This window comes from Erwinia pyri, assembly GCF_030758455.1.
GTDB classification, from domain to species: domain Bacteria; phylum Pseudomonadota; class Gammaproteobacteria; order Enterobacterales; family Enterobacteriaceae; genus Erwinia; species Erwinia pyri.
Window position 1 is genome coordinate 3423932 of sequence record NZ_CP132353.1, and the last position, 22077, is coordinate 3446008.

The 22077-nt window shown below is 52.2% G+C and carries 22 protein-coding genes; 16 read left to right on the forward strand and 6 right to left on the reverse strand.

Annotated elements, in window-relative coordinates; genetic code table 11:
- Nucleotides 1-48 precede the first annotated feature (48 nt).
- The 4 genes from clpP to Q3V30_RS16280 all read right to left on the reverse strand — a co-directional run bounded on the left by clpP (nt 49) and on the right by Q3V30_RS16280 (nt 3219).
- Nucleotides 49-672, reverse strand: coding sequence for an ATP-dependent Clp endopeptidase proteolytic subunit ClpP (gene clpP / locus Q3V30_RS16265; RefSeq protein WP_024967267.1), 624 nt, complete (start codon nt 670-672; stop codon nt 49-51).
- A 335-nt stretch (nt 673-1007) separates the two neighbouring features.
- On the reverse strand, nt 1008-2312 hold the full coding sequence (tig, locus tag Q3V30_RS16270; RefSeq protein WP_306207433.1) for a trigger factor: 1305 nt from the start codon (nt 2310-2312) through the stop codon (nt 1008-1010).
- 322 nt (nt 2313-2634) lie between these two features.
- Nucleotides 2635-2949 (reverse strand): transcriptional regulator BolA, encoded by a 315-nt coding sequence (gene bolA / locus Q3V30_RS16275; RefSeq protein WP_306207435.1) that lies wholly within the window; start codon nt 2947-2949, stop codon nt 2635-2637.
- 108 nt (nt 2950-3057) lie between these two features.
- Nucleotides 3058-3219 (reverse strand): hypothetical protein, encoded by a 162-nt coding sequence (locus Q3V30_RS16280; RefSeq protein ID WP_306207437.1) that lies wholly within the window; start codon nt 3217-3219, stop codon nt 3058-3060.
- A gap of 28 nt (nt 3220-3247) precedes the next feature.
- Here Q3V30_RS16280 and Q3V30_RS16285 point away from each other — a divergent pair, with 28 nt between their 5' ends.
- From Q3V30_RS16285 to Q3V30_RS16320, 8 genes are all read left to right on the forward strand, one after another.
- Nucleotides 3248-3826: a lipoprotein gene (locus Q3V30_RS16285; protein WP_306207439.1), complete on the forward strand. Its 579-nt coding sequence runs from the start codon at nt 3248-3250 to the stop codon at nt 3824-3826.
- A gap of 48 nt (nt 3827-3874) precedes the next feature.
- Nucleotides 3875-5356 carry a muropeptide MFS transporter AmpG gene (gene ampG, locus Q3V30_RS16290; RefSeq protein WP_306207441.1) on the forward strand — a complete coding sequence of 494 codons (1482 nt, stop codon included), beginning with the start codon at nt 3875-3877 and terminating at the stop codon, nt 5354-5356.
- Between the two features lie 519 nt (nt 5357-5875).
- The gene (cyoA, locus tag Q3V30_RS16295) at nt 5876-6802 is read left to right on the forward strand and encodes a cytochrome o ubiquinol oxidase subunit II (RefSeq protein ID WP_306207443.1); all 927 of its coding nucleotides are present in this window, start codon (nt 5876-5878) and stop codon (nt 6800-6802) included.
- A gap of 4 nt (nt 6803-6806) precedes the next feature.
- Entirely contained in the window at nt 6807-8798 is a 1992-nt protein-coding gene (gene cyoB / locus Q3V30_RS16300) for a cytochrome o ubiquinol oxidase subunit I (protein ID WP_306207445.1), read from the forward strand.
- Complete coding sequence (locus Q3V30_RS16305; protein ID WP_306207447.1) at nt 8788-9402, forward strand: cytochrome o ubiquinol oxidase subunit III; 615 nt, start codon at nt 8788-8790, stop codon at nt 9400-9402. Before cyoB ends, Q3V30_RS16305 begins: the two co-directional genes overlap by 11 nt.
- The gene (locus Q3V30_RS16310) at nt 9402-9731 is read left to right on the forward strand and encodes a cytochrome o ubiquinol oxidase subunit IV (RefSeq protein ID WP_306207449.1); all 330 of its coding nucleotides are present in this window, start codon (nt 9402-9404) and stop codon (nt 9729-9731) included. The genes Q3V30_RS16305 and Q3V30_RS16310 overlap by 1 nt, the downstream gene beginning before the upstream one ends.
- Nucleotides 9732-9743: 12 nt before the next feature.
- The gene (cyoE, locus tag Q3V30_RS16315; protein ID WP_306207452.1) at nt 9744-10631 is read left to right on the forward strand and encodes a heme o synthase; all 888 of its coding nucleotides are present in this window, start codon (nt 9744-9746) and stop codon (nt 10629-10631) included.
- Nucleotides 10632-10758: 127 nt separating this feature from the next.
- Complete coding sequence (locus Q3V30_RS16320) at nt 10759-12126, forward strand: MFS transporter (RefSeq protein WP_306207454.1); 1368 nt, start codon at nt 10759-10761, stop codon at nt 12124-12126.
- Between the two features lie 769 nt (nt 12127-12895).
- Here the strand turns inward: Q3V30_RS16320 and Q3V30_RS16325 are convergent.
- A complete protein-coding gene (locus Q3V30_RS16325) occupies nt 12896-13387 on the reverse strand; it encodes a YajQ family cyclic di-GMP-binding protein (RefSeq protein ID WP_306207456.1) in 492 nt (163 codons plus the stop codon).
- A 161-nt stretch (nt 13388-13548) separates the two neighbouring features.
- Between Q3V30_RS16325 and panE the strand changes: the two genes are divergently transcribed.
- Both panE and yajL read left to right on the forward strand, forming a co-directional pair.
- Nucleotides 13549-14469 (forward strand): 2-dehydropantoate 2-reductase, encoded by a 921-nt coding sequence (panE, locus tag Q3V30_RS16330; protein WP_306207458.1) that lies wholly within the window; start codon nt 13549-13551, stop codon nt 14467-14469.
- Nucleotides 14423-15028: a protein deglycase YajL gene (yajL, locus tag Q3V30_RS16335; RefSeq protein WP_306207460.1), complete on the forward strand. Its 606-nt coding sequence runs from the start codon at nt 14423-14425 to the stop codon at nt 15026-15028. Before panE ends, yajL begins: the two co-directional genes overlap by 47 nt.
- A gap of 125 nt (nt 15029-15153) precedes the next feature.
- On the opposite strand, the gene thiI is transcribed toward yajL, so the two are convergent.
- Nucleotides 15154-16602 (reverse strand): tRNA uracil 4-sulfurtransferase ThiI, encoded by a 1449-nt coding sequence (gene thiI / locus Q3V30_RS16340; protein WP_306207462.1) that lies wholly within the window; start codon nt 16600-16602, stop codon nt 15154-15156.
- Nucleotides 16603-16824: 222 nt separating this feature from the next.
- Between thiI and xseB the strand changes: the two genes are divergently transcribed.
- From xseB to Q3V30_RS16370, 6 genes are all read left to right on the forward strand, one after another.
- A complete protein-coding gene (gene xseB, locus Q3V30_RS16345) occupies nt 16825-17067 on the forward strand; it encodes an exodeoxyribonuclease VII small subunit (RefSeq protein WP_306207464.1) in 243 nt (80 codons plus the stop codon).
- A complete protein-coding gene (gene ispA / locus Q3V30_RS16350) occupies nt 17067-17966 on the forward strand; it encodes a (2E,6E)-farnesyl diphosphate synthase (RefSeq protein WP_306207466.1) in 900 nt (299 codons plus the stop codon). Before xseB ends, ispA begins: the two co-directional genes overlap by 1 nt.
- Before the next feature lie 19 nt (nt 17967-17985).
- Complete coding sequence (gene dxs, locus Q3V30_RS16355) at nt 17986-19848, forward strand: 1-deoxy-D-xylulose-5-phosphate synthase (RefSeq protein ID WP_306207469.1); 1863 nt, start codon at nt 17986-17988, stop codon at nt 19846-19848.
- 241 nt (nt 19849-20089) lie between these two features.
- The gene (locus tag Q3V30_RS16360; protein ID WP_306207471.1) at nt 20090-20359 is read left to right on the forward strand and encodes a hypothetical protein; all 270 of its coding nucleotides are present in this window, start codon (nt 20090-20092) and stop codon (nt 20357-20359) included.
- 90 nt (nt 20360-20449) lie between these two features.
- Nucleotides 20450-20752, forward strand: a complete 303-nt coding sequence (locus Q3V30_RS16365) for a hypothetical protein (protein WP_306207473.1) — start codon at nt 20450-20452, stop codon at nt 20750-20752.
- 244 nt (nt 20753-20996) lie between these two features.
- Nucleotides 20997-21971, forward strand: a complete 975-nt coding sequence (locus Q3V30_RS16370) for an aldo/keto reductase (protein ID WP_306207475.1) — start codon at nt 20997-20999, stop codon at nt 21969-21971.
- The last annotated feature ends 106 nt before the right edge of the window (nt 21972-22077 follow it).

Genomic DNA, 22077 nt, shown 5'->3' on the forward strand with positions numbered 1-22077 from the left:
CGTAGCTCAATCCCATCTTTTACTATAGACGACGGAGAGGCATCGGGCTTACGTGCGATGCGTCAGAATGGAATCTACCAGCCCATACTCTACAGCTTCGCTCGCAGAGAGGAAACGATCGCGTTCCGTGTCTCTCTCTATTTCTTCAAGAGTTTTACCCGTATGTTCAGCCATCAGCTCGTTCATACGCTGCTTCACTTTAAGAATTTCACGCGCGTGGATTTCAATATCCGTCGCCTGGCCCTGATAGCCGCCCAGCGGCTGGTGGATCATCACACGGGAGTTCGGCAGGCAGTAACGCTTACCTTTGGCGCCTGCCGTCAGCAGGAACGCGCCCATCGAGCACGCCTGGCCCATACAGATGGTGCTGACGTCTGGCTTGATGAACTTCATGGTGTCATAAATCGACATCCCTGCAGTGATCACGCCACCAGGAGAGTTGATATAGAGGTGAATATCTTTTTCCGGGTTCTCAGCTTCCAGAAACAGCATTTGGGCGACGATCAGGTTCGCCATATGATCCTCGACCTGACCGGTCAGGAAAATAATCCGCTCTTTAAGCAGGCGAGAAAAAATGTCGTAAGAACGCTCTCCGCGAGAGGTTTGTTCGACCACCATCGGCACTAAAGCCATATGAGGTGCAGTTTGTTCACGTTCGCCACTGTATGACATTACCGTCTCCTGGATTTTTCATTAGGCAACACTCCGTACCAATTCTACTTGAGTGCGATCCGGAACACTATGTTTCCATTACACTCCCCACTTTTTACGGGGACAATCAAGACAGAGGGTGATACGCCATAACGTTCTATTTGGGGATGCTGCCCCGCTGATTCAAGCATAACAACGTTTTAAGCAACTGCTAACCAGGAAAAGTAGCTTAGTCGATATTTTGCCGGTTTAATGAACGAATAGAGGTCAAATGGCACATCCGGGCAACGGATAAAATAAAAAAGCCCGCGGTCATCACAACCGCGGGCTTTCAATTAGCTTTCAGATTCAGTAAATCAGGCTGGTTGCGCCTGGTTCATCAGTTCCTGGAAGTTAGTGGCTTTTTCGGTCACTTTGGCTTTTTCCAGCACGGCTTCAACAGCCTGCTCTTCCAGCGCAACGTTACGCATATTGTTCATCAGCTCGTTGTTCTTGCTGTAGAACTCAACCACTTCAGACGGATCTTCGTAAGCGGAAGCCATCTCTTCGATCAGCTCTTTTACGCGATCTTCGTCAGCTTTCAGTTCGTGGGTACGAATCACTTCGCCCAGCAGAAGGCCAACCACAACACGGCGCTTAGCCTGCTCTTCGAACAGCTCGCGAGGCAGCTCTAAAGCCTGCTTCTCGTTGCCGCCAAAGCGCTGTGCAGCCTGACGACGCAGCACGTCGATTTCGCCGTCGATCAGTGCCGCTGGCACTTCGATGTCGTTAGCGCTGACCAGGCCGTCAATAGCCTGAGTCTTAACACGGTTACGCACGGCGCCTTTCAGCTCGCGCTCCATGTTTTTACGCACTTCGGTACGCAGACCAGCAACCGAACCATCTTCCACGCCGAAACGCTTGATAAACTCTTCGGTGAATTCTGGCAGCTCACGCTCTTCCACTTTCTTCAGAACGATTTCAAACTTCGCTGCTTTCCCTTTCAGGTTTTCAGCGTGGTAATCGTCCGGGAAGTTAACGTCGATAGTGAAGGTTTCGCCCGCTTTGTGGCCTACCACACCCTCTTCGAAGCCTGGGATCATACGACCCTGGCCCATAGCCAGTACGAAGTCAGTCGCTTTGCCGCCTTCGAACTCTTCACCGTCTACAGAGCCGTTGAAATCGATAGTGGCACGATCTTCTGCTTCTGCTGCGCGGTCGGTCTCTTTCCAGGTGGCCTGCTGCTTGCGCAGGGTATCCAGCATGGTGTCAACGTCGGCGTCAGTCACTTCTACAACCGGTTTTTCAACTTCGATTGCGTCCAGACCTTTCAGCTCTACTTCCGGGTACACTTCGAACTCAACCGTAAAGGTAAAGTCTTCACCCACTTTGTATTCGCCTGGCATGTAGCTTGGCGCGCCAGCCGGATTAATTTTCTCTTTGATGATGGCGTCAACGAAGTTGCGCTGCATCAGGTCGCCCAGAACGTCCTGGCGAACAGAAGCACCGTAGCGCTGAGCTACGACAGTCATCGGCACTCTCCCTTTGCGGAAACCGTCGATACGTACCTTTTTCGATACGTTGACCAGCTCACTTTTCACCGCATTTTCAATCACGTCTTTATCAACGGTAATCGTAACGCGACGGCCCAGGCCCTGAGTTGTTTCTACTGAAGCTTGCATCTTATTACCTCAAAAAATCACGTGCTCGGTCAACTTCAGACCCTCCCTGCTCCGCAAGAAACAGGATAGAGACTAAGAACCGGGACGGCTTCTGATGTCAGAACCGCATTCCCTGTTACCAGAAGCGTCCCGAAGACATTCCGGAAAAATAGACGCAGCATTATAGCGGCATCGTCAGGGCTAGTCGAGGCTGCTTACCGCCGACATTCCGTCAACTTCACACCTTTTAGCGGATTAACGGCAGAAAAGTGGAAGCCCGCAACGATTTTGCCTCAGAAATGACAAAGCGGCCCGCAGGCCGCTTCAGGTGAAAAATGTGCAATCAGGCCAGCATTCCTGCTCCACGACAGTTTGGTGATGAAGGAACGGTATCCTGCAATCCTTCCCACTCCTTGACGGTATAGGTATGTAATGCCAGCGCGTGAACGCTTCCAGCCAGCTCATCCGCCAGTGCACTATAAATAGTACGATGACGCATAAGAAACCGCTGGTTGATAAAGCAATCGCTGACGATAATCACTTTAAAGTGGCTTTCTGCTCCCGCCGGGACGTTATGACGATAGCTTTCGTCATGCACTTCCAGATGAACAGGCGCAAACGCCGTTCTTAACTTTTCTTCTATTTCTTCGCGGATCATATCTGGACTCCTCTGCGATGATGAGCTTTGCCCCATCCCCCTAAATATTAGCTGGTTTTTTATCTTTTCCGACACATTTTGATAAAAATAACCGGGACCCGATCCCCGCTACCCTGCCCTTTCCGCCAGAATAGCAGCAGGTTGATGATGCTGTGCAACAACATTTTTTGCCGGGCTGGCGTAAAAAAAGTGCAAGGCGATGAATTTACGCGCTATCAGGGCTTCCTCTTGATACAGGCGATGATATGATGACCGCAGTTTTGTCAGCATCACACCTTTTGTCATCGAGAAAATAAGCATGTTAAAAAAAATAATTTTCCCTCTGCTGGCCCTGTTTGTTCTGGCTGGCTGTGCAAGCAACAGCAATACGATCACCGTTTCCCCTAAAATCCAGCTTCCGCAGCAGGATCCAAGCCTGACAGGCATCACTGTCAGCATCAACGGCGCCGATCAGCGTAGCGATCAGGCGCTGGCTAAAGTTAACCGTGACGGACAGTTAGTTACCCTGACGCCTTCCCGCGATCTGCGCTTCCTGCTTCAGGAAGTTCTGGAGAAGCAGATGGGCGCTCGCGGTTATATGATTGGGCCGAATGGCGCAGTTGATTTACAGATCATCGTTAATAACCTCTATGCCGACGTAACCCAGGGTAACGTGCGTTACAGCATTACCACCAAAGCGGATATCTCTATCGTCGCTACGGCTAAAAACGGCAACAAGCAGGTCAAGAACTACCGGCAGACCTACAGTGTTGAAGGCGCTTTTTCAGCCACCAACGCGAAAATCACCAACGCGGTTAACTCAACCGTTAGCGACGTGATTGCAGATATGGCTCAGGACACCAGCATCCACGAGTTTATCAAGCAAAACGCCCGTTAATTGGCCTGCGCCCGTCGGGATCCCGACGGGCTCTGTTTTAAGGTTTGTATGCCCAGCCACTACCTCCAGATCTTCACCCAACGTAATGCCGCCCTTCTTCTTATCCTTGGCTTCGCTTCCGGTTTGCCGCTGGCGCTCACCTCCGGCACGTTGCAGGCCTGGATGGCGGTTGAAAATGTTGATATCAAAACAATAGGCTTCTTCTCTCTGGTCGGACAGGCTTACGTCTTCAAATTTCTCTGGTCTCCGCTGATGGACCGCTACACCCCCTCGTTTCTGGGACGTCGTCGCGGCTGGCTGCTGATCACCCAACTTCTGCTGATTGTTGGCATCGCTTTAATGGGCTTTATGCAGCCCTCTGCAGATCTGACGCTGCTGGCGGCCCTGGCTGTGCTGGTCGCTTTCTGCTCCGCCTCGCAGGATATCGTTTTTGACGCGTGGAAAACGGATGTGCTGCCACCGGAGGAGCGAGGAAGCGGCGCGGCGGTGAGCGTACTGGGTTACCGGCTGGCCATGCTGGTTTCAGGTGGGCTGGCACTCTGGCTGGCTGACCGCTATCTGGGCTGGCAGGCGATCTGGTGGCTGATGGCGGCCATGATGGTGCCCGGAGTGATAGCCACGCTGTTAGCGAAAGAGCCCGCCGATGTCATCAACCGGCCGCACACGCTGGAGGAGGCGGTAATCGCCCCGCTTCGCGACTTTTTCAACCGCAATAATGCGTGGCTGATCCTCTCTCTGATCGTTCTTTATAAGCTTGGTGATGCCTTTGCCGCCAGTCTGACCACGATCTTCCTGATTCGGGGAGTGGGATTTGATGCCGGCGACGTTGGTTTGGTCAATAAAACGCTGGGGTTAATCGCTACGATCATCGGTGCCCTCTACGGCGGCGTATTAATGCAGCGCCTGAGCCTGTTCAGAGCGTTAATGCTGTTCGGTATTCTGCAAGCTATTTCCAACCTCGGCTACTGGATCCTGGCCGTGACGGATAAACATCTTTACAGCATGGCGGCAGCCGTATTTGTGGAGAATCTTTGCGGCGGTATGGGAACCGCAGCGTTTGTGGCGCTACTGATGACGCTCTGCAATAAATCTTTCTCCGCGACTCAGTTTGCCCTGCTCTCCGCGCTCTCTGCCGTTGGCCGCGTCTATGTCGGCCCGGTAGCAGGCTGGTTTGTTGAGGGATGGGGATGGCCAACCTTTTACGCGTTCTCCGTCGTAGCGGCGTTGCCTGGGCTACTTCTGCTTGCAGGGTGCCGTAAAACGCTGGAGCATGCGCAAACGCATCAATCCTTCCTGCCACGTACCCGTTTCCAGACTGGCTACCGCTGGGCATTAGGGGCGTTAAAAACCGGGGCGGTTCTGGTCATCTCCGGGCTGCTCCTGCTCGCTTTACGCGCAACGGATGTTCTGGATGCGGGTGCACTCATTAGCGTTCTGCTTGAATCAGGTACGCTTCTGGCGCTGTCAGGGATTGTGGCCGGAAGCCTGCTGGACTTTTTTGCCCAGCGTAACGGAGAGAGCGAAAATTAAAATTACTTTTTGTCACTCTATAAAATTATCCCGCTACGTGAGCACAAATTTTTAACAATCTCACCCGTTAGCAGAGCTGGAAAAACGGTGGCATCGTACGATATGCTGCCGTTTTTTTACAATCAGCGAGGCGCACTTTTTCAGCTGTTCCATTATTTCCCTGAACGTTTTCATCTTTACATTAGAATCTCTGTCTATATTAAAAACCGGTGCGTTATTAGTATTGTTTAAAGTAAATCTCACAAATGATGCAGAGATGTTAAATATTTGAGTGACAGGTTCGCTGTTTATAGCAGAGGGCATCCCAAATGCAGGGTTATCATTGGTTTTTGTTATATTAGTAGCAAACCCTTGCTGCGATTCATAATTTGTCACCCCCAGCAACATCTGTGACAGTGTTTGCAAAAGGTGTCAACACGGCGCTGACACAAGATGTTGCTGGTTTACAGTACTGAAACGTTCCCGTAAAATGCCGCCACACTTAAACGACAATAGAGCCCTTGTCATTGAGGTCGTTAAATGAGACTCATGAAATACAATAAAAGTTTGGGGATTTTGTCATTAATTGCAGGCACTTTATTGTTAAGTGGCTGTGATAGTGCGTTATTGAATCCCAAAGGACAGATTGCACTGGAGCAACGCTCGCTGATCCTGACAGCCTTCGGCTTGATGATGATCGTCGTTATTCCCGCAGTCTTAATGGCCGTGGTGTTCGCCTGGAAATATCGGGCATCCAATACCAATGCAAAATACAGCCCTAACTGGTCACACTCGAATAAAGTGGAAGCCGTGGTCTGGACTGTTCCCATCTTAATTATTCTTTTCCTGGCTATCCTGACGTGGAAATCTACCCACGCGCTGGAACCGGGTAAGCCTATAGCTTCAGATGTGAAGCCAATTGAGATTGATGTGGTTGCACTGGACTGGAAGTGGTTGTTCATTTATCCGGAACAGGGTATTGCGACCGTGAACCAGATCGCGTTCCCGGCCAACACGCCGGTGAGCTTCAAGATCACGTCTAACTCCGTTATGAACTCCTTCTTCATTCCAACCCTCGGTAGCCAGATTTACGCTATGGCGGGGATGCAGACTAAACTGCACCTGATTGCGAATGAACCAGGTACGTTTGACGGGATCTCCTCCAACTTCAGTGGTCGCGGCTTCTCTGGTATGAAGTTTAAAGCGATTGCCACCCCTGACAATGCTGCATTTGAGCAGTGGGTAGCGAAAGCGAAACAGTCACCTAACACGCTGACGACTATGGATGATTTCGAGAAATTGGCCGCGCCAAGCGAAAACCATCCGGTGCAGTTCTTCTCAACGGCGAATCCTGAATTGTTCACCGAGGTGATTGGTAAATTCAAGATGAACCACGGGAAAATGGACATGTCTGAGCACGAAGGCATGGACATGAGCGAATCCGCTAAAGCGGGAGCCGAGGAATAATACGATGTTGGGAAAATTAACCCTTGATGCAGTACCGTATCACGAACCTATTATCGTGGTTACGATTGCAGCCATCATTCTTGGTGGTCTGGCTGTCGCCGGAGCAATAACTTACTTCGGTAAGTGGCAATATCTGTGGTCAGAATGGCTGACGTCTGTTGACCACAAACGACTCGGTATCATGTATATCATTGTGGCTTTCGTGATGTTGCTGCGCGGCTTTGCCGATGCGGTGATGATGCGTAGCCAACAGGTGCTGGCTTCGGCTGGCGAGGCCGGATTCTTACCGCCCCATCACTACGACCAGATCTTCACCGCCCACGGCGTGATCATGATCTTCTTTGTAGCGATGCCGTTTGTTATTGGTCTGATGAACATTGCTGTTCCTCTGCAGATCGGTGCGCGCGACGTGGCCTTCCCGTTCCTGAACAACCTGAGCTTCTGGTTCACGGCTGTGGGTGTGGTGCTGGTTAACCTGTCACTGGGCGTGGGCGAATTTGCTCAGACCGGCTGGCTGGCCTATCCGCCGCTTTCCGGCGCGGAATACAGTCCGGGGGTCGGCGTTGACTACTGGATATGGAGTCTGCAGCTTTCGGGTATCGGTACGACATTAACAGGTATTAACTTCTTCGTTACTATCCTGAGAATGCGTGCGCCTGGCATGACCATGTTCAAAATGCCGGTGTTCACCTGGGCTTCGCTCTGTACTAACGTGCTGATCATTGTCTCCTTCCCGGTTCTGACCGTGACGCTGGCACTGCTGACTCTGGATCGTTATCTGGGCTTCCATTTCTTCACTAATGAAATGGGCGGCAACATGATGATGTACGTAAACCTGATTTGGGTTTGGGGACATCCGGAAGTGTACATCCTGGTTCTGCCGGTCTTCGGGGTCTTCTCTGAAGTGGTGGCTACCTTCTCTAAAAAGCGCCTGTTTGGTTACACCTCACTGGTATGGGCGACGGTGGTTATTACCGTTCTCTCCTTTATCGTGTGGCTGCACCACTTCTTCACCATGGGCGCCGGTGCGAACGTTAACGCCTTCTTCGGTATCATGACGATGATTATCGCCATTCCGACCGGTGTTAAAATCTTCAACTGGCTGTTCACTATGTACCAGGGCCGCATTCAGATGCACTCTGCTATGTTGTGGACCGTAGGCTTCCTGGTCACCTTCTCTGTAGGTGGTATGACCGGTGTTCTGCTGGCGGTGCCGGGTGCGGACTTCGTGCTGCACAACAGTCTGTTCCTGATTGCTCACTTCCATAACGTGATTATCGGTGGTGTGGTCTTCGGTTGCTTTGCTGGTGTGACTTACTGGTTCCCGAAAGCGTTCGGCTTCTGCCTGAATGAAAAATGGGGTATCCGCGCCTTCTGGTTCTGGATTATCGGTTTCTTCGTTGCCTTTATGCCGCTGTATGCACTGGGCTTCATGGGGATGACCCGTCGTCTTAGCCAGGAAATCGATCCACAGTTCCACTCTCTGTTGGTGGTTGCTGCGGGCGGTGCCGCGCTGATTGCTTGTGGCGTGCTGTGCCAGATTACACAGTTCTGGGTCTCTGTACGTGACCGTGAGCAGCTGCGTGATGTGACCGGTGACCCATGGGGCGGTCGTACGCTGGAGTGGGCAACCTCTTCACCACCACCGTTCTATAACTTTGCTGAAGTACCTGTGATTCACGAGCGCGATGCGTTCTGGGAAATGAAGGAAAAAGGCGAAGCTTACAAACAGCCTGCGCGTTACGAAGAGATCCACATGCCGAAAAACAGCGGCGCTGGTGTGGTTATCGGTCTGTTCAGCCTGATATTTGGTTTCGCGGCTATCTGGCACATCTGGTGGCTGGTAGGTCTGTCGTTCTTCGGTATGATCTTAACCTGGATCATCAAGAGCTTTGACGAAGACGTTGATTACTACGTTCCCGTTGCCGAGATCGAAAAAATCGAGAATCAGCACTTTGACGAAATTAGCAAAGCAGGTCTGAAAAATGTCGACTGAAACTCTGACTAAACACCACGACGCCCATGCGGAGCATGGGCATCACGATGCAGGAGCCAATAAACTCTTTGGCTTCTGGATCTACCTGATGAGCGACTGCATCATCTTCGCAACGCTGTTTGCGACGTATGCAGTCATGGTCAACAGCACCGCTGGCGGCCCGGCAGGTAAAGATATCTTTGAGTTACCGTTTGTGTTGGGCGAAACAGCGCTGCTGCTGTTCAGCTCTATCACCTACGGATTTGCGGTAATCAGCATGGAAAAAGGCACCAAATCAACCGTACTGGGTTGGCTGGCGCTGACGTTCCTGCTGGGTGCAGGCTTTATCTCAATGGAAATCTATGAGTTCCATCATCTGATTACCGAAGGCTTCGGTCCGCAGCGCAGCGGCTTCCTTTCAGCATTCTTCACGCTGGTAGGTACGCATGGTCTGCACGTGACTTCCGGTCTGATTTGGATGCTGGTACTGATGTATCAGGTTGCCACTAAAGGTCTGACCTCTACCAACCATACACGTGTGATGTGCCTGAGCATGTTCTGGCACTTCCTGGACGTTGTCTGGATTTGTGTATTCACCATCGTATATCTGCTGGGGGCCATGTAATGAGCAAGACATTAAGCGATCATGGTACCTCGCACGGTAGCGTGAAGACCTACATGATCGGCTTTATTCTGTCGATCATTCTGACTGCCATTCCTTTCTGGATGGTCATGAGCGGCGGCGCGTCTAAGGGAACTATCCTGGCCGTTGTTATCGTGACTGCAGTCATTCAGGTGCTGGTGCATCTCTATTACTTCCTGCACCTCAGCACCTCTACCGACCAGCGTTGGAATCTGGTGGCAATTATCTTCTCTGCCGTCATCATTCTGATCGTTGTAGTGGGCTCTATATGGATTATGTGGAACCTCAATTACAACATGATGGTCCACTAAAGAGCTGCCGTGATGATGAAGCAATACCTGCAAGTAACGAAACCAGGAATTATTTTCGGAAATTTAATTTCTGTAATCGGGGGATTCCTGCTCGCCTCTAAAGGCAGCATCGACTATCCCCTGTTTCTCTCCACCTTGGTTGGTGTCTCGTTGGTGGTCGCATCAGGTTGTGTCTATAACAACTTCATCGACCGTGACATCGACGTAAAAATGGAGAGGACCAGGAATCGAGTGCTGGTAAAAGGCCTCATTTCTCCGACAGTCTCTCTGGTTTATGCAACCGTTCTGGGTATTGCTGGATTCGCGTTGCTGTATTTCGGAGCAAATCCGCTGGCCATGTGGCTGGCGGTGATGGGCTTTGTGGTTTATGTCGGCGTTTACAGCCTCTATATGAAGCGCAAGTCTGTGTATGGCACGTTGATTGGTAGCCTTTCCGGCGCTGCGCCGCCGGTGATTGGCTACTGCGCTGTCACCAACCAGTTTGATGCTGGCGCGTTAATCCTGCTGGCTATCTTTAGCCTGTGGCAGATGCCGCATTCCTATGCGATTGCTATCTTCCGCTTTAAAGATTACCAGGCAGCGAATATCCCGGTTCTGCCGGTGGTAAAAGGTATTTCGGTCGCAAAAAATCATATTACGCTCTATATCCTGGCGTTTATGATTGCTACCCTGATGCTGACGCTGGGAGGTTATGCGGGCTACAAATATCTGATTGTTGCTGCAGCGGTTAGCGTGTGGTGGTTGGGCATGGCGCTTTCAGGCTATAAAACGCAGAATGACCGCGTTTGGGCCCGTAAGCTGTTTGTCTTCTCCATTGTGGCCATCACGGCGCTCAGCGTCATGATGTCAGTAGACTTTATGGCTCCGGCCTCGAAAGATCTGCTGACGATGGTCAGATAGCACAGACCTCATCACAAAGGGCGCGATTATCGCGCCCTTTCTTTTTGTTACCACTTCTCGATAAGTATCATTTTACCCGCCCTGCCCCGCCGCCTAAAATACGTCGACCAGATAAACTGAGGTAGTAATGAACGATAATAAAATGACTCCAGTCGAGCTGCGTGCGACATGGGGTTTGGGGACGGTATTTTCCCTGCGCATGCTGGGCATGTTTATGGTACTGCCGGTCCTGACGACTTATGGCATGGCATTACAGGGAGCAACAGAAGCATTAATTGGACTCGCCATTGGCATCTACGGTTTAACGCAAGCCGTATTCCAGATCCCCTTCGGGCTTTTATCGGACCGTATTGGCCGTAAGCCTCTTATCGTTGGTGGATTACTTATTTTCGTTCTCGGCAGCGTGATTGCCGCCTGCACCACCTCCATTTGGGGCGTCATTCTGGGCAGAGCATTGCAGGGTTCGGGCGCTATCGCTGCGGCGGTAATGGCTTTGCTCTCCGATCTGACCCGGGAACAGAACCGTACTAAAGCGATGGCCTTTATTGGCATCAGCTTCGGCGTTACCTTCGCCATCGCTATGGTGTTGGGGCCGATCATCACCCACGCCTTAGGCCTGCATGCTCTGTTCTGGATGATTGCGATCCTGGCGAGCTGTGGGATCGTTATTACGCTTCTGGTGGTACCTTCTGCGCCGAATCATATTCTGAACCGTGAATCGGGCATGGTTAAAGGGTCTATCAAAGATGTGCTGGCAAACAGCCGTCTGGTAAAACTGAACTTCGGCATTATGTGTCTGCATATTTTATTGATGTCGAGTTTTGTTGCCCTGCCGGGCGAATTTGAGCGGGCCGGCTTCCCGGCGGAGCAGCACTGGAAGGTTTATCTGGTCACCATGCTTATCGCCTTCTGCGGCGTTATCCCTTTTATTATTTATGCAGAAGTGAAGCGCCGCATGAAGCGGGTATTTGTCTGCTGCGTGGCGCTGATGCTGATTGCTGAAATTGTGCTGTGGGGTGCAGGTAATCACTTCTGGACGCTGGTAGTTGGCGTGCAGCTGTTCTTTATTGGTTTCAACCTGATGGAAGCTATTCTGCCATCATTGGTGAGTAAGGAATCTCCTCCGGGTTATAAAGGCACGGCGATGGGGCTCTATTCCACCAGCCAGTTTATTGGTGTAGCCATCGGCGGCAGCATGGGCGGTTGGGTCTTTGGTCATTTTGACGCGCAGAGTGTGTTCCTGGTGGGTACCCTGGTAGCGGCGCTCTGGCTGATAGTCAGCTGTACGATGAAAGAGCCGCCTTATGTCAGCAGCCTGCGAATTATGCTGACTGAGAGTTCGCTGGAAAAAGCGGAGCTGGAACAGAGGATTAGATCGCAACCGGGCGTGGCAGCAGTATTTATCGTCCCGGAAGAGAAAAGTGCCTATGTGAAGATCGACAGCAAGGTGACTAACCGGGCGGAGATCGAGAAGCTGGTGGCTGACGCGGCTTAGTAATTAATGTGAGTAAGGGATTACTCACAAGCGAGTTATCCGGGTGCTGTTATACCTTGCCCGGCCAAATCCGGGTGCGATGGTAAGGTGTCACCCTGTTGCTGGTTTCCAGTATGTTGTAATTAAACTGCATGTCAGAAGCGGGTTCAGTGACATGGCGTCACCCAGAAGATTCGTCGTTGTCTTTGATTTCAGCGTTCGCACAGGTCAAAACCAGCTGCGGTCCACCCGCCATGTTCGGCTTTGCCGGTGAGTATGATGGTCACACAGGTCAAAACCGGCTGCGGTGGAAAGGCGTCACCATAGGGCACGTTATCCGAGACGCCGTAAATACCTCCCTGTAGTCTTGGATGCCGCATCCCTGCGGCATACACTCGGCTAACGTGCCCTATGGTGCCACCCAAAAATCCGGCGTTGTCGGTAAGTTCAGTGCTCGCACAGGCCAAAACCAGCTTTGAAGCTAGGTTTGGATTTTGATGTAGGTTCGGAATTGGAATTGGAATTGGATTTTGTCGTGGGTTTGGGTTCTCTAACAGGCAACACTAACGCTCAGGGGAAGGGAGAGGGGGCTGATAAGCAAAAGCTAAGCGGCATGGACGCCGCTTCGCAGCCCCCACGGATGGGTTCACGGCGTTTTTGTGTTCAGCCCCCTCTCCCTGACCCTATTACCCTGCCGTCCAGACAACGTGCATTGCGCTACTTATCCTGGCAAGGCTAACACTTCAGACTTTTTCCCTTAGCCGCTCTCCCAGCCTTCAAGCGTCGTCAATCAGTCGCGGAAGTTTTTAAACTGGAAAGGCTGGCCCAAATCACCGCCACGCACCAGCGCCATTGCGCCCTGCAGATCATCGCGTGATTTGCCCGTTACACGGATTTCATCGCCCTGAATCTGCGTCTGCACTTTCATTTTGCTGTCTTTGATCAGCTTAATCAGCTTTTTCGCTACGTCAGAGGGAATGCCTTTTTTCATTTTGGCTTCCACACTCCAGGTTTTTCCGCTGTGCTCAATCTCTTCCGGGATCTCCAGCGCTGCGCCTTCAATACCACGCTTAAGCAGTTTTTCACGCAGAATATCTACCAGCTGCTTGACCTGAAAATCAGATTCGCTGAGGACTTTGATCGACTCATTGTTTTCAATCAGCTCGTAGCTGGCCGTTACGTTACGGAAATCGAAGCGCGTGGCCAGTTCACGGTTGGCATTTTCTACCGCATTTCGAACTTCCTGCATGTCAATTTCTGAAACGATATCGAAAGATGGCATGATGTATTCTCCAGATCGTAAAGTGACATGCATAATACCCACTTAGGCCCGGTAAAAAAACCATCGTTGATGAAAGCTATAATAAGAATATCGACCTGCGGGTTCCCGGTAAAAGTCGGCAGCCTGGTTGAACTCACGCAACCCGTAAGCGGGGAGGATGAATGAAAATTACCGTATTGGGATGCGGTGCATTAGGGCAAATCTGGTTAGCCGCCCTCGACGCTCAGGGCCACGAGGTCCAAGGGTGGTTGCGTGTCCCCCAACCCTATTGCTCGGTAAACGTCATCGACCTGAACGGCACCGCCATTAATAAGACCTGCATTGCCAACGATCCAAAATTTCTCGCCGAAAGCGACCTGTTGCTGGTTACGTTGAAAGCCTGGCAAGTGTCAGAAGCGGTTAAAAACCTGCAGGGAATAATGCGTGAAACGTGCCCTGTCCTGCTGCTGCACAACGGAATGGGAACGCTGGATGAGCTGAGATCGCTTCCTCAACCTTTGCTGAGGGGCATCACCACCCATGCCGCTAAGCGTGATGGCACGGTTATCGTGCATGTTGCCGCAGGCATCACCCATATTGGCCCCACCTCCCCCGCTGCGGCTGCCCTTAGCGATATAGCGGAGGTGCTTCAGCACGCTTTACCGGATGTGGCCTGGCATAACAATGTAGCCTCTGCGGCATGGCAGAAACTGGCGGTGAACTGCGTCATTAACCCGCTGACCGTACTGTACGACTGCCCCAACGGCGAGTTGCTAAACCATCTGCCGGAAGTAACCGCCTTGTGTAATGAAGTGGCCATGGTGATGGAGCGGGAGGGCCAGCATACTTCACGTGAGGCGTTACTCGACTATGTGCTGGATGTGATCAACACCACCGCCGCCAACACCTCTTCCATGCTGCAGGATATTCGCAGCGAACGCAGGACGGAGATTGATTACATCACGGGCTACGTGATTCGCCGGGCGCGGGCGCAGGGTCTGGCGACGCCTGAAAACAACAGGCTTTATGAAATGATTAAGCGAAAGGAACAAGATTATGAGCGAGAACGTATCGGTACTGGTTTGCCTGGCACCTGGGAGTGAGGAGACGGAAGCCGTCACCACTATCGATTTGCTGGTGCGCGCAGGGATCGCGGTTACTACGGCCAGCGTCACTGACGATGGCAGCCGCGAGATCCGCTGCTCGCGCGGCGTACGGCTTTTGGCAGATGCTCCATTAGTTGAAGTAGCCGATAATGATTTTGCCGCTATCGTATTGCCGGGCGGTCTGAAAGGCGCCGAAGCTTTCCGGGACAGCCCCTTGCTGGTTGAAACCGTGCGTCAGTTCCACCTTTCAGGCAGGATTGTGGCGGCGATTTGCGCCGCACCTGGCACCGTACTGATCCCGCACAATCTGTTTCCCGTAGGGAATATGACCGGTTTTCCTGGCCTGAAAGAGACTATTCCCGAAGAGAAATGGATGGATAAACGCGTGGTATGGGATCCACGGGTGAATTTGCTCACCAGTCAGGCACCCGGCACCTCCATCGACTTCGCTCTGAAGCTGATAGATCTGATCCTGGGTAAGGATAAAGCGCATGAGGTAGCAAAAGAGCTGGTACTGGCAGCGGGAATTTATGATTACCGGGAGTGGATAGAATAGGCTGGAACATCTGAGGCGTCTCATACGCCTTCGCCACACCGCACGGGATATGTTGCCAGGGCTATTAAAAAATAACCGCTGGCAACAAAGAGGTTTGCACAGGAAGTTGTGCAAACCTTCTCAGGCTAGGGGCGATAAACCTTCACGTTTTTAAAGCCCTGCTCGTGCAGATAGAGCGCCTGCAAGCGGCTCATTACGCCACGTTCGCAGTAGAGCAGCCAGGTTTTGCTCTGGTCCAGATTGCCAAACTGCGTACTCAGCTTGTAGAACGGCAGCCCTTTGACCTCCACGCCTTCCAGATCAAGCGGACGATCGTCCTGCTCATCCGGCGAACGGATATCCAGCACCACATCATTCTCAGCGAAAGAGACCACCGTTTCTACTTCCACCACTTCCTGCTCGGTCTCTTCCGCAATCTGGCGGATATCAACGTTAGTGGCTTCGGCGACCATCTGGTCCAGGATAGCGAAATCGAAGTTCTGCTCTTCCGCCTCAATTTTGGCTTTCACCGCTTTCACGGTTGGGCTTTTTGAAATCACGCCGCAATATTCCGGCATGGTGCGGGCAAAATCTTCCGTGCCGATATGGCGCGCCAGATTAATGATGTGCTCTTTATCATGGGAAATCAGCGGACGCAGGATCAGCGTATCGCTGGCGTTATCGATCAGACGCAGATTGGTCAGCGTCTGGCTGGAGACCTGCCCCAGCGCTTCGCCCGTCACCAGCGCCTGTACGTCGTAGCGCTCGGCAATTTTGGAGGCGGCGCGCACCATCATACGCTTCAGCACCACGCCCATCTGGCCATCTTCCACCTTCTCCAGGATCTCGCCCACCACCGGCTCGAAATTGATCGCCACAAAGCGCACTTTGTGCGAGCGGCCAAAACGATTCCAGAGATAGTGCGCGACCTGACGCACGCCAATTTCATGCGCCGCGCCGCCCAGATTAAAGAAGCAGTAATGCACGCGACAGCCGCGACGCATCAGCATATAGCTGGAGACGCCGGAGTCAAATCCGCCGGAAATCAGCGACAACACATCTTCCTGCGTCCCAATCGGGAAACCGCCAATGCCTTCATAGCGTCCGGTAACCAGAATCAGACGATCGTCTTCAATCTCCAGATTTACCGTTACCTGCGGGTGGTTAAGCTTCACCTGGGCGCTTTCAACGTGCTGATTCAACCCGCCGCCAACGTAACGCTCAACGTCCTGAGAGCTGAAATCATGCTTGCCACGACGCTTCACGCGTACGGAGAACGTTTTCCCTGCAATACGATCGCGGTTAAGCTCCAGCGTCTGCTCAAAGATATTGTGCATATCCGTATAGACGCGATCTTCCACCGCCAGCACGTGGTGAATGCCCGGGATGCGCTGCAGCTCGTCGACAATCACGGCCCGCTTGCTTTCATCTTTGGAACGCACTTCGATATGGTCCCAATGACGTACAACGGCCAGCGTTTCGTCGCTATACTTGAGAACATTACGGATGTTCGTTGTCAGGATTTTGATAAAGCGCAGGCGGACGGTCTGGCTTTTGATAGTAATTTCGGGGAATAACTTAATGATAAACTTCATGGCGGCATGGGTTCGTTGAGCAATTAAGTGCTGAAATGAAGCGCACTTAGCTGGTAAAATCATCGTATTGCAAAGCAGCCTTCGCCCCTTTACATCCAGGCCCGAAGTGTATCACGTCTGACTGCTTCTTCATCCGTTAGCAGCATCATTATTTTGCTAATCATTTCGAGTCGGCTACCATGAGCGACTCCCTGGTAAAAACCGACTGAGCAGAAAGCCATTATGCCAAAAAAAGCCGAACCGCCAGCCAGCTTCGAAACCTCTCTCGCGCAGCTGGAACAGATTGTTTCCCGTCTTGAAAGCGGCGACCTGCCGCTGGAAGAGGCGCTCAATGAATTTGAACGCGGCGTGCAGCTGGCCCGCGCAGGCCAGCAAAAATTGCAGGCTGCGGAACAGCGTGTACAGATCCTGTTAAGCGACGATAAAGAAGCTGACCTGCAGCCCTTCACGCCGGAAAATGATTAATGGATTTTAGCGCTCTTCTGACCGCACACCATGCGCGGGTAAACCAGGCTTTACAACGATTTATCGCGCCGCTGCCGTTTCAGAATTCCCCGCTGGTGGAAGCGATGGAATATGGGGCATTATTAGGGGGTAAACGCCTGCGTCCTTTCCTGGTATATGCCACCGGCGAAATGCTCCACGCTGATAGTGCGGCGCTGGATGCCCCAGCGGCGGCCGTGGAATGTATTCACGCCTATTCACTGATCCATGACGATCTGCCCGCCATGGATGATGACAGCCTGCGCCGTGGCCAGCCTACCTGCCATATTAAGTTTGGTGAGGATACGGCTATTTTAGCTGGCGATGCGCTACAGACGCTGGCCTTCTCTATACTGGCTGATACGCCAATGCCGGGCGTGAGCGCTGAATATCGCGTGGCGATGATCTCTGAACTGGCGCAGGCCAGCGGCGTCGCGGGCATGTGCGGCGGCCAGGCGCTTGACCTCGCGGCGGAAGGCCAGCAGGTTAATCTGGCGGCGCTGGAACAGATCCATCGTCATAAAACGGGGGCATTAATCCGCTCCGCCGTGCGCCTTGGTGCGCTGGCAGCGGGTGAACGCGGCCGGGAAGCATTACCTGCGCTGGATCGCTATGCTAACGCAATAGGATTGGCGTTTCAGGTACAGGACGATATTCTTGACGTGGTGGGCGATACCGCCATCCTTGGCAAACGTCAGGGAGCCGATCAGGATTTAGGCAAGAGCACCTACCCGGCCCTGATGGGACTTGAGAGTGCGCGCGCCAAAGCGTGGGACCTCTATCAGGAGTCACTCAGCGCATTAGATACACTTGCAGCGCAATCCTTTACTACAACATCACTACAAGCGCTTGCAAGTTACATAATTGAACGCAATAAATAACTTTCACAATGAGTCTCTGATGAGTTTTGATACTGCAAAATATCCGACGCTGGCGCTTGCCAGCACGGTAAAAGAATTACGTTCGCTTCCCAAAGAGAGCCTGCCGACACTTTGTGATGAACTACGCCAGTATTTACTCGACAGCGTAAGCCGCTCCAGCGGCCACTTTGCCTCCGGGCTGGGCGTGGTGGAACTCACCGTCGCGCTGCATTATGTCTATAACACGCCATTTGATCATCTGGTGTGGGATGTGGGCCATCAGGCCTATCCCCATAAGATCCTGACCGGGCGTCGTGACCGCATCGGCACCATTCGCCAGAAAAATGGGCTGCATCCGTTCCCGTGGCGCGATGAGAGCGAGTTTGATGTGCTGAACGTCGGGCACTCCTCCACCTCGATCAGTGCCGGTCTGGGCATGGCCGTTGCCGCGGATAAAGAAGGAAAAGGTCGCCGTACTGCCTGCGTGATTGGCGATGGGGCGATCACCGCTGGTATGGCGTTTGAGGCGATGAACCACGCCGGTGATATCAAATCCGATCTGCTGGTGGTGCTGAACGACAATGAAATGTCGATTTCCGAAAACGTCGGCGCGCTGAACAATCGCCTGGCGCAGATCCTGTCGGGCAAAACCTATTCACGTCTGCGGGAAGGCGGCAAAAAAGTGCTCGGTGGCCTGCCTCCTATCAAAGAGCTGGTGAAAAGAACTGAAGAGCACCTGAAAGGGATGGTGGTTCCCGGCACGCTGTTTGAAGAGCTGGGCTTTAACTATATCGGCCCGGTTGATGGCCATGATGTGCTTTCTCTGGTACACACGCTGAAAAATATGCGCGACCTGAAGGGGCCGCAGTTCCTGCATATCATGACCAAAAAGGGCAAAGGTTACGCCCCGGCTGAAAAGGATCCGATCGCCTGGCACGCCGTGCCTAAATTTGATGCCGCCAGCGGCCTGCTGCCGAAAGCTGTTGAGGGCCTGCCGAGCTACTCCAAAGTGTTTGGTGAGTGGTTAAGCGAAACGGCGAAGGATGACCCTAAGCTGATGGCAGTCACCCCCGCGATGCGCGAAGGCTCTGGCATGGTCAGTTTCTCTCGCGACTATCCGGCGCAATATTTTGACGTGGCGATCGCCGAACAGCATGCCGTGACCTTTGCCGCAGGTCTGGCCATTGGCGGTTACAAGCCGGTGGTCGCTATCTACTCCACCTTCCTGCAGCGCGCCTACGATCAGTTGATCCATGATGTGGCGATCCAGAAGCTGCCGGTGCTGTTCGCTATCGATCGTGGCGGCATTGTAGGTGCTGACGGACAGACGCACCAGGGCGCGTTTGATATCTCCTTCCTGCGCTGCATCCCCAATATGGTGATCATGACGCCAAGCGATGAAAACGAGTGTCGTCAGATGCTCTATACCGGCTATCACTACTCGCAGGGGCCAAGCGCGGTGCGCTATCCTCGCGGAACAGGAACCGGTGCAGAGCTGAAGCCGCTCGCCTCCCTGCCGTTAGGCAAAGGGGTAGTGAAGCGTGAAGGTGAGAAGCTGGCGATCCTGAACTTCGGGACCTTGCTGCCAGAAGCGGCGGCAGTGGCCGACTCCCTGAATGCTACCCTGGTTGATATGCGCTTTGTGAAGCCGCTGGACGAGGCGCTGATTGTCGAGCTGGCGGCCAGCCATGAAGCCCTGATCACTCTGGAAGAAGGGGCGATCAAAGGCGGCGCGGGCAGCGGCGTTATCGAATCCCTGATGGCGAAGCGGGTGCTGGTTCCGGTGCTGAATATCGGTTTACCTGACGAGTTCATTCCCCAGGGCACTCAGGATGAGATCCGTCATGATTATCAGCTGGATGCTGAAGGAATCGAACAGCAAATCAGCCGCTGGCTGAATTAATATTCTGCTTTTGCTAAAAAACCGGTGGAAGAAATGGATGACTTCCCCTGTTTTTTAAATACCCCTCTCATTCTTTCCAAAAAATACCTAAAATAACCCTTTCCCCTCGCTCAAGTAATAGCAAATGCTAACATGCACTTTTAAATGATTTACTATTTTATTTAAGACCCTGCTGATGTAACCTCCAGCCTGTTAACTAACAAAGTTAACTATTAAGAAACCAAACATAAGGAATTGTAAAATGAAAGAGCTTAACATTATCGAAATTAATTCCGTCTCTGGTGCCAGCTGGACAAGTGCGTTTGATGGTGCAGTAGTTGGTGCAACTACTTATGCTTTTATTGGCGGTAAATGGGGTGGCTTGAGCATTCTTAACTTCGGTATCGGTCAGGCTGTTGGCGTTGCCTTAGGCGTGATTATTGGTGGTGTTGGCGGTGCTCTTTACGGTGCCACACACACATCCGAGCAGGCAGAGAACTTCTTCAATAATATTGCCATTAACGCAGGTTAATTCCCTTTATTCTTTTAATGTCATGAGGATGTGAATAGATAACCTTATATTCACATCCTTTTAATTAAATAACGAATCAGAAAAGATATTATGAGAAACTTAATAGCTAGCGAAATAAACCATGTTGCAGGTGCTGCCCCCATAACAGGTGCTGAGCTTAATGATTTTTGCCTTAGCGTGTACAATGGAGCGGTAATTGGCGCTACAACGTATGCTTTTCTGGGTGGTAAGTGGGGTGGGCTGGCGGCGGTATTAACCTTTGGTGTCTCCCAACTTATTGGTGTAGGCTTGGGCATTATAATTGGCGGTATTGATGGTGCTATCTATGGGGCAACGCATTCAGCAGAGGAATCAGAAGCCTATTTTATGAATATTGCCAAAAGCTCCGGTTGACTTTAATTAATTTTCAGTTACGGGCGATTGTTTCACACTCTTTCGCCCGATTATTTTTGTTTTGTTCACAGTAAATCAGATAGCTTTAATATAAAAAAGTGATTACTCTCCCATTATATTTCAAACTATTAACACCGTTAAATCATGCTTCCTTGTGCTTAATTCTTATCGACCCACAGTTTTCTGCTGCTATCCTTAGACAAATCTGACTGCGAAAGCCGCCAGTTTGCTAACAGGAGATCACATGAAAACCATTCAACTGGGAACCACGGACCTTACCGTTTCCCGCCTTTGCCTCGGCTGTATGACGTTCGGCGAGCCCGATCGTGGCCGTCACGCCTGGACATTACCCGAAGAGAGCAGCCGCCCGTTGATAAAGCAGGCGCTGGAAGCGGGCATCAACTTTTTTGATACGGCTAACAGCTACTCCGACGGCAGCAGCGAAGAGATCGTAGGCCGCGCGCTGAAAGATTTCGCCCGCCGCGATGAAATTGTGGTCGCCACCAAAGTCTATTTCCCGATGAGTAATCTCTCCGGCGGGCTGTCACGCGCCAACATTATGCAGTCCATTGATGACAGTCTTGGCCGTCTGGGTATGGATCATGTTGATCTGCTGCAAATCCACCGCTGGGATTACAACACGCCGCTGGAAGAGACGCTGGAAGCGCTGCATGACGTGGTTAAATCCGGTAAAGCGCGTTACATCGGCGCCTCATCCATGTTTGCCTGGCAGTTCGCTAAAGCGCTCTATACCGCCGATAAACATGGCTGGACGCGCTTTGTCAGCATGCAGGATCAGTACAACCTGATCCAGCGTGAAGAGGAGCGTGAGATGCACCCGCTGTGTCAGGCTGAAAACATCGCCGTTCTGCCGTGGAGTCCGCTGGCGCGCGGCCGTCTGACTCGTCCGTGGGGTGAAACTACAGCGCGTTCCGTTTCGGATGAGTTTGGCGGCACGCTGTATGACAAAACGGAAGAGAATGACGGCGCGATAGCGGCGCGCGTGGCGGCGATTGCCGAAGACCGGGGCGTCAGCCGTGCGCAAATTGCACTCGCCTGGATGCTGGCGAAACCAGCCGTTACCGCACCGATTATTGGGGCATCACGGGCTGAACAGCTGGATGACCTGGTAAAAGCCACGGAGGTTGAGCTGACCCGGGAAGAGATTATCGAGCTGGAGAGCGCCTATCAGCCCCATGCTGTGGTGGGATTTGAATAGCTGAACTTTGCCGTACAGATCAAAAAGGGCGACCTGCGTCGCCCTAATTATCGCTTTCCGCCTGAAAGGTGAAGCGCAATGTTACCTTCGCGCACGGCAAGACACG

Coding starts and splice junctions, on each gene's coding strand:
- cyoE (WP_306207452.1), top strand. CDS start 9,744: ATGATGAAGCAATACCTGCAAGTAACGAAACCAGGAATTATTTTCGGA.
- tig (WP_306207433.1), bottom strand. CDS start 2,312: ATGCAAGCTTCAGTAGAAACAACTCAGGGCCTGGGCCGTCGCGTTACG.
- Q3V30_RS16310 (WP_306207449.1), top strand. CDS start 9,402: ATGAGCAAGACATTAAGCGATCATGGTACCTCGCACGGTAGCGTGAAG.
- bolA (WP_306207435.1), bottom strand. CDS start 2,949: ATGATCCGCGAAGAAATAGAAGAAAAGTTAAGAACGGCGTTTGCGCCT.
- Q3V30_RS16360 (WP_306207471.1), top strand. CDS start 20,090: ATGAAAGAGCTTAACATTATCGAAATTAATTCCGTCTCTGGTGCCAGC.
- cyoA (WP_306207443.1), top strand. CDS start 5,876: ATGAGACTCATGAAATACAATAAAAGTTTGGGGATTTTGTCATTAATT.
- clpP (WP_024967267.1), bottom strand. CDS start 672: ATGTCATACAGTGGCGAACGTGAACAAACTGCACCTCATATGGCTTTA.
- Q3V30_RS16370 (WP_306207475.1), top strand. CDS start 20,997: ATGAAAACCATTCAACTGGGAACCACGGACCTTACCGTTTCCCGCCTT.
- Q3V30_RS16320 (WP_306207454.1), top strand. CDS start 10,759: ATGAACGATAATAAAATGACTCCAGTCGAGCTGCGTGCGACATGGGGT.
- panE (WP_306207458.1), top strand. CDS start 13,549: ATGAAAATTACCGTATTGGGATGCGGTGCATTAGGGCAAATCTGGTTA.
- thiI (WP_306207462.1), bottom strand. CDS start 16,602: ATGAAGTTTATCATTAAGTTATTCCCCGAAATTACTATCAAAAGCCAG.
- Q3V30_RS16365 (WP_306207473.1), top strand. CDS start 20,450: ATGAGAAACTTAATAGCTAGCGAAATAAACCATGTTGCAGGTGCTGCC.
- cyoB (WP_306207445.1), top strand. CDS start 6,807: ATGTTGGGAAAATTAACCCTTGATGCAGTACCGTATCACGAACCTATT.
- Q3V30_RS16305 (WP_306207447.1), top strand. CDS start 8,788: ATGTCGACTGAAACTCTGACTAAACACCACGACGCCCATGCGGAGCAT.
- yajL (WP_306207460.1), top strand. CDS start 14,423: ATGAGCGAGAACGTATCGGTACTGGTTTGCCTGGCACCTGGGAGTGAG.
- Q3V30_RS16280 (WP_306207437.1), bottom strand. CDS start 3,219: ATGCTGACAAAACTGCGGTCATCATATCATCGCCTGTATCAAGAGGAA.
- ampG (WP_306207441.1), top strand. CDS start 3,875: ATGCCCAGCCACTACCTCCAGATCTTCACCCAACGTAATGCCGCCCTT.
- xseB (WP_306207464.1), top strand. CDS start 16,825: ATGCCAAAAAAAGCCGAACCGCCAGCCAGCTTCGAAACCTCTCTCGCG.
- Q3V30_RS16285 (WP_306207439.1), top strand. CDS start 3,248: ATGTTAAAAAAAATAATTTTCCCTCTGCTGGCCCTGTTTGTTCTGGCT.
- ispA (WP_306207466.1), top strand. CDS start 17,067: ATGGATTTTAGCGCTCTTCTGACCGCACACCATGCGCGGGTAAACCAG.
- Q3V30_RS16325 (WP_306207456.1), bottom strand. CDS start 13,387: ATGCCATCTTTCGATATCGTTTCAGAAATTGACATGCAGGAAGTTCGA.
- dxs (WP_306207469.1), top strand. CDS start 17,986: ATGAGTTTTGATACTGCAAAATATCCGACGCTGGCGCTTGCCAGCACG.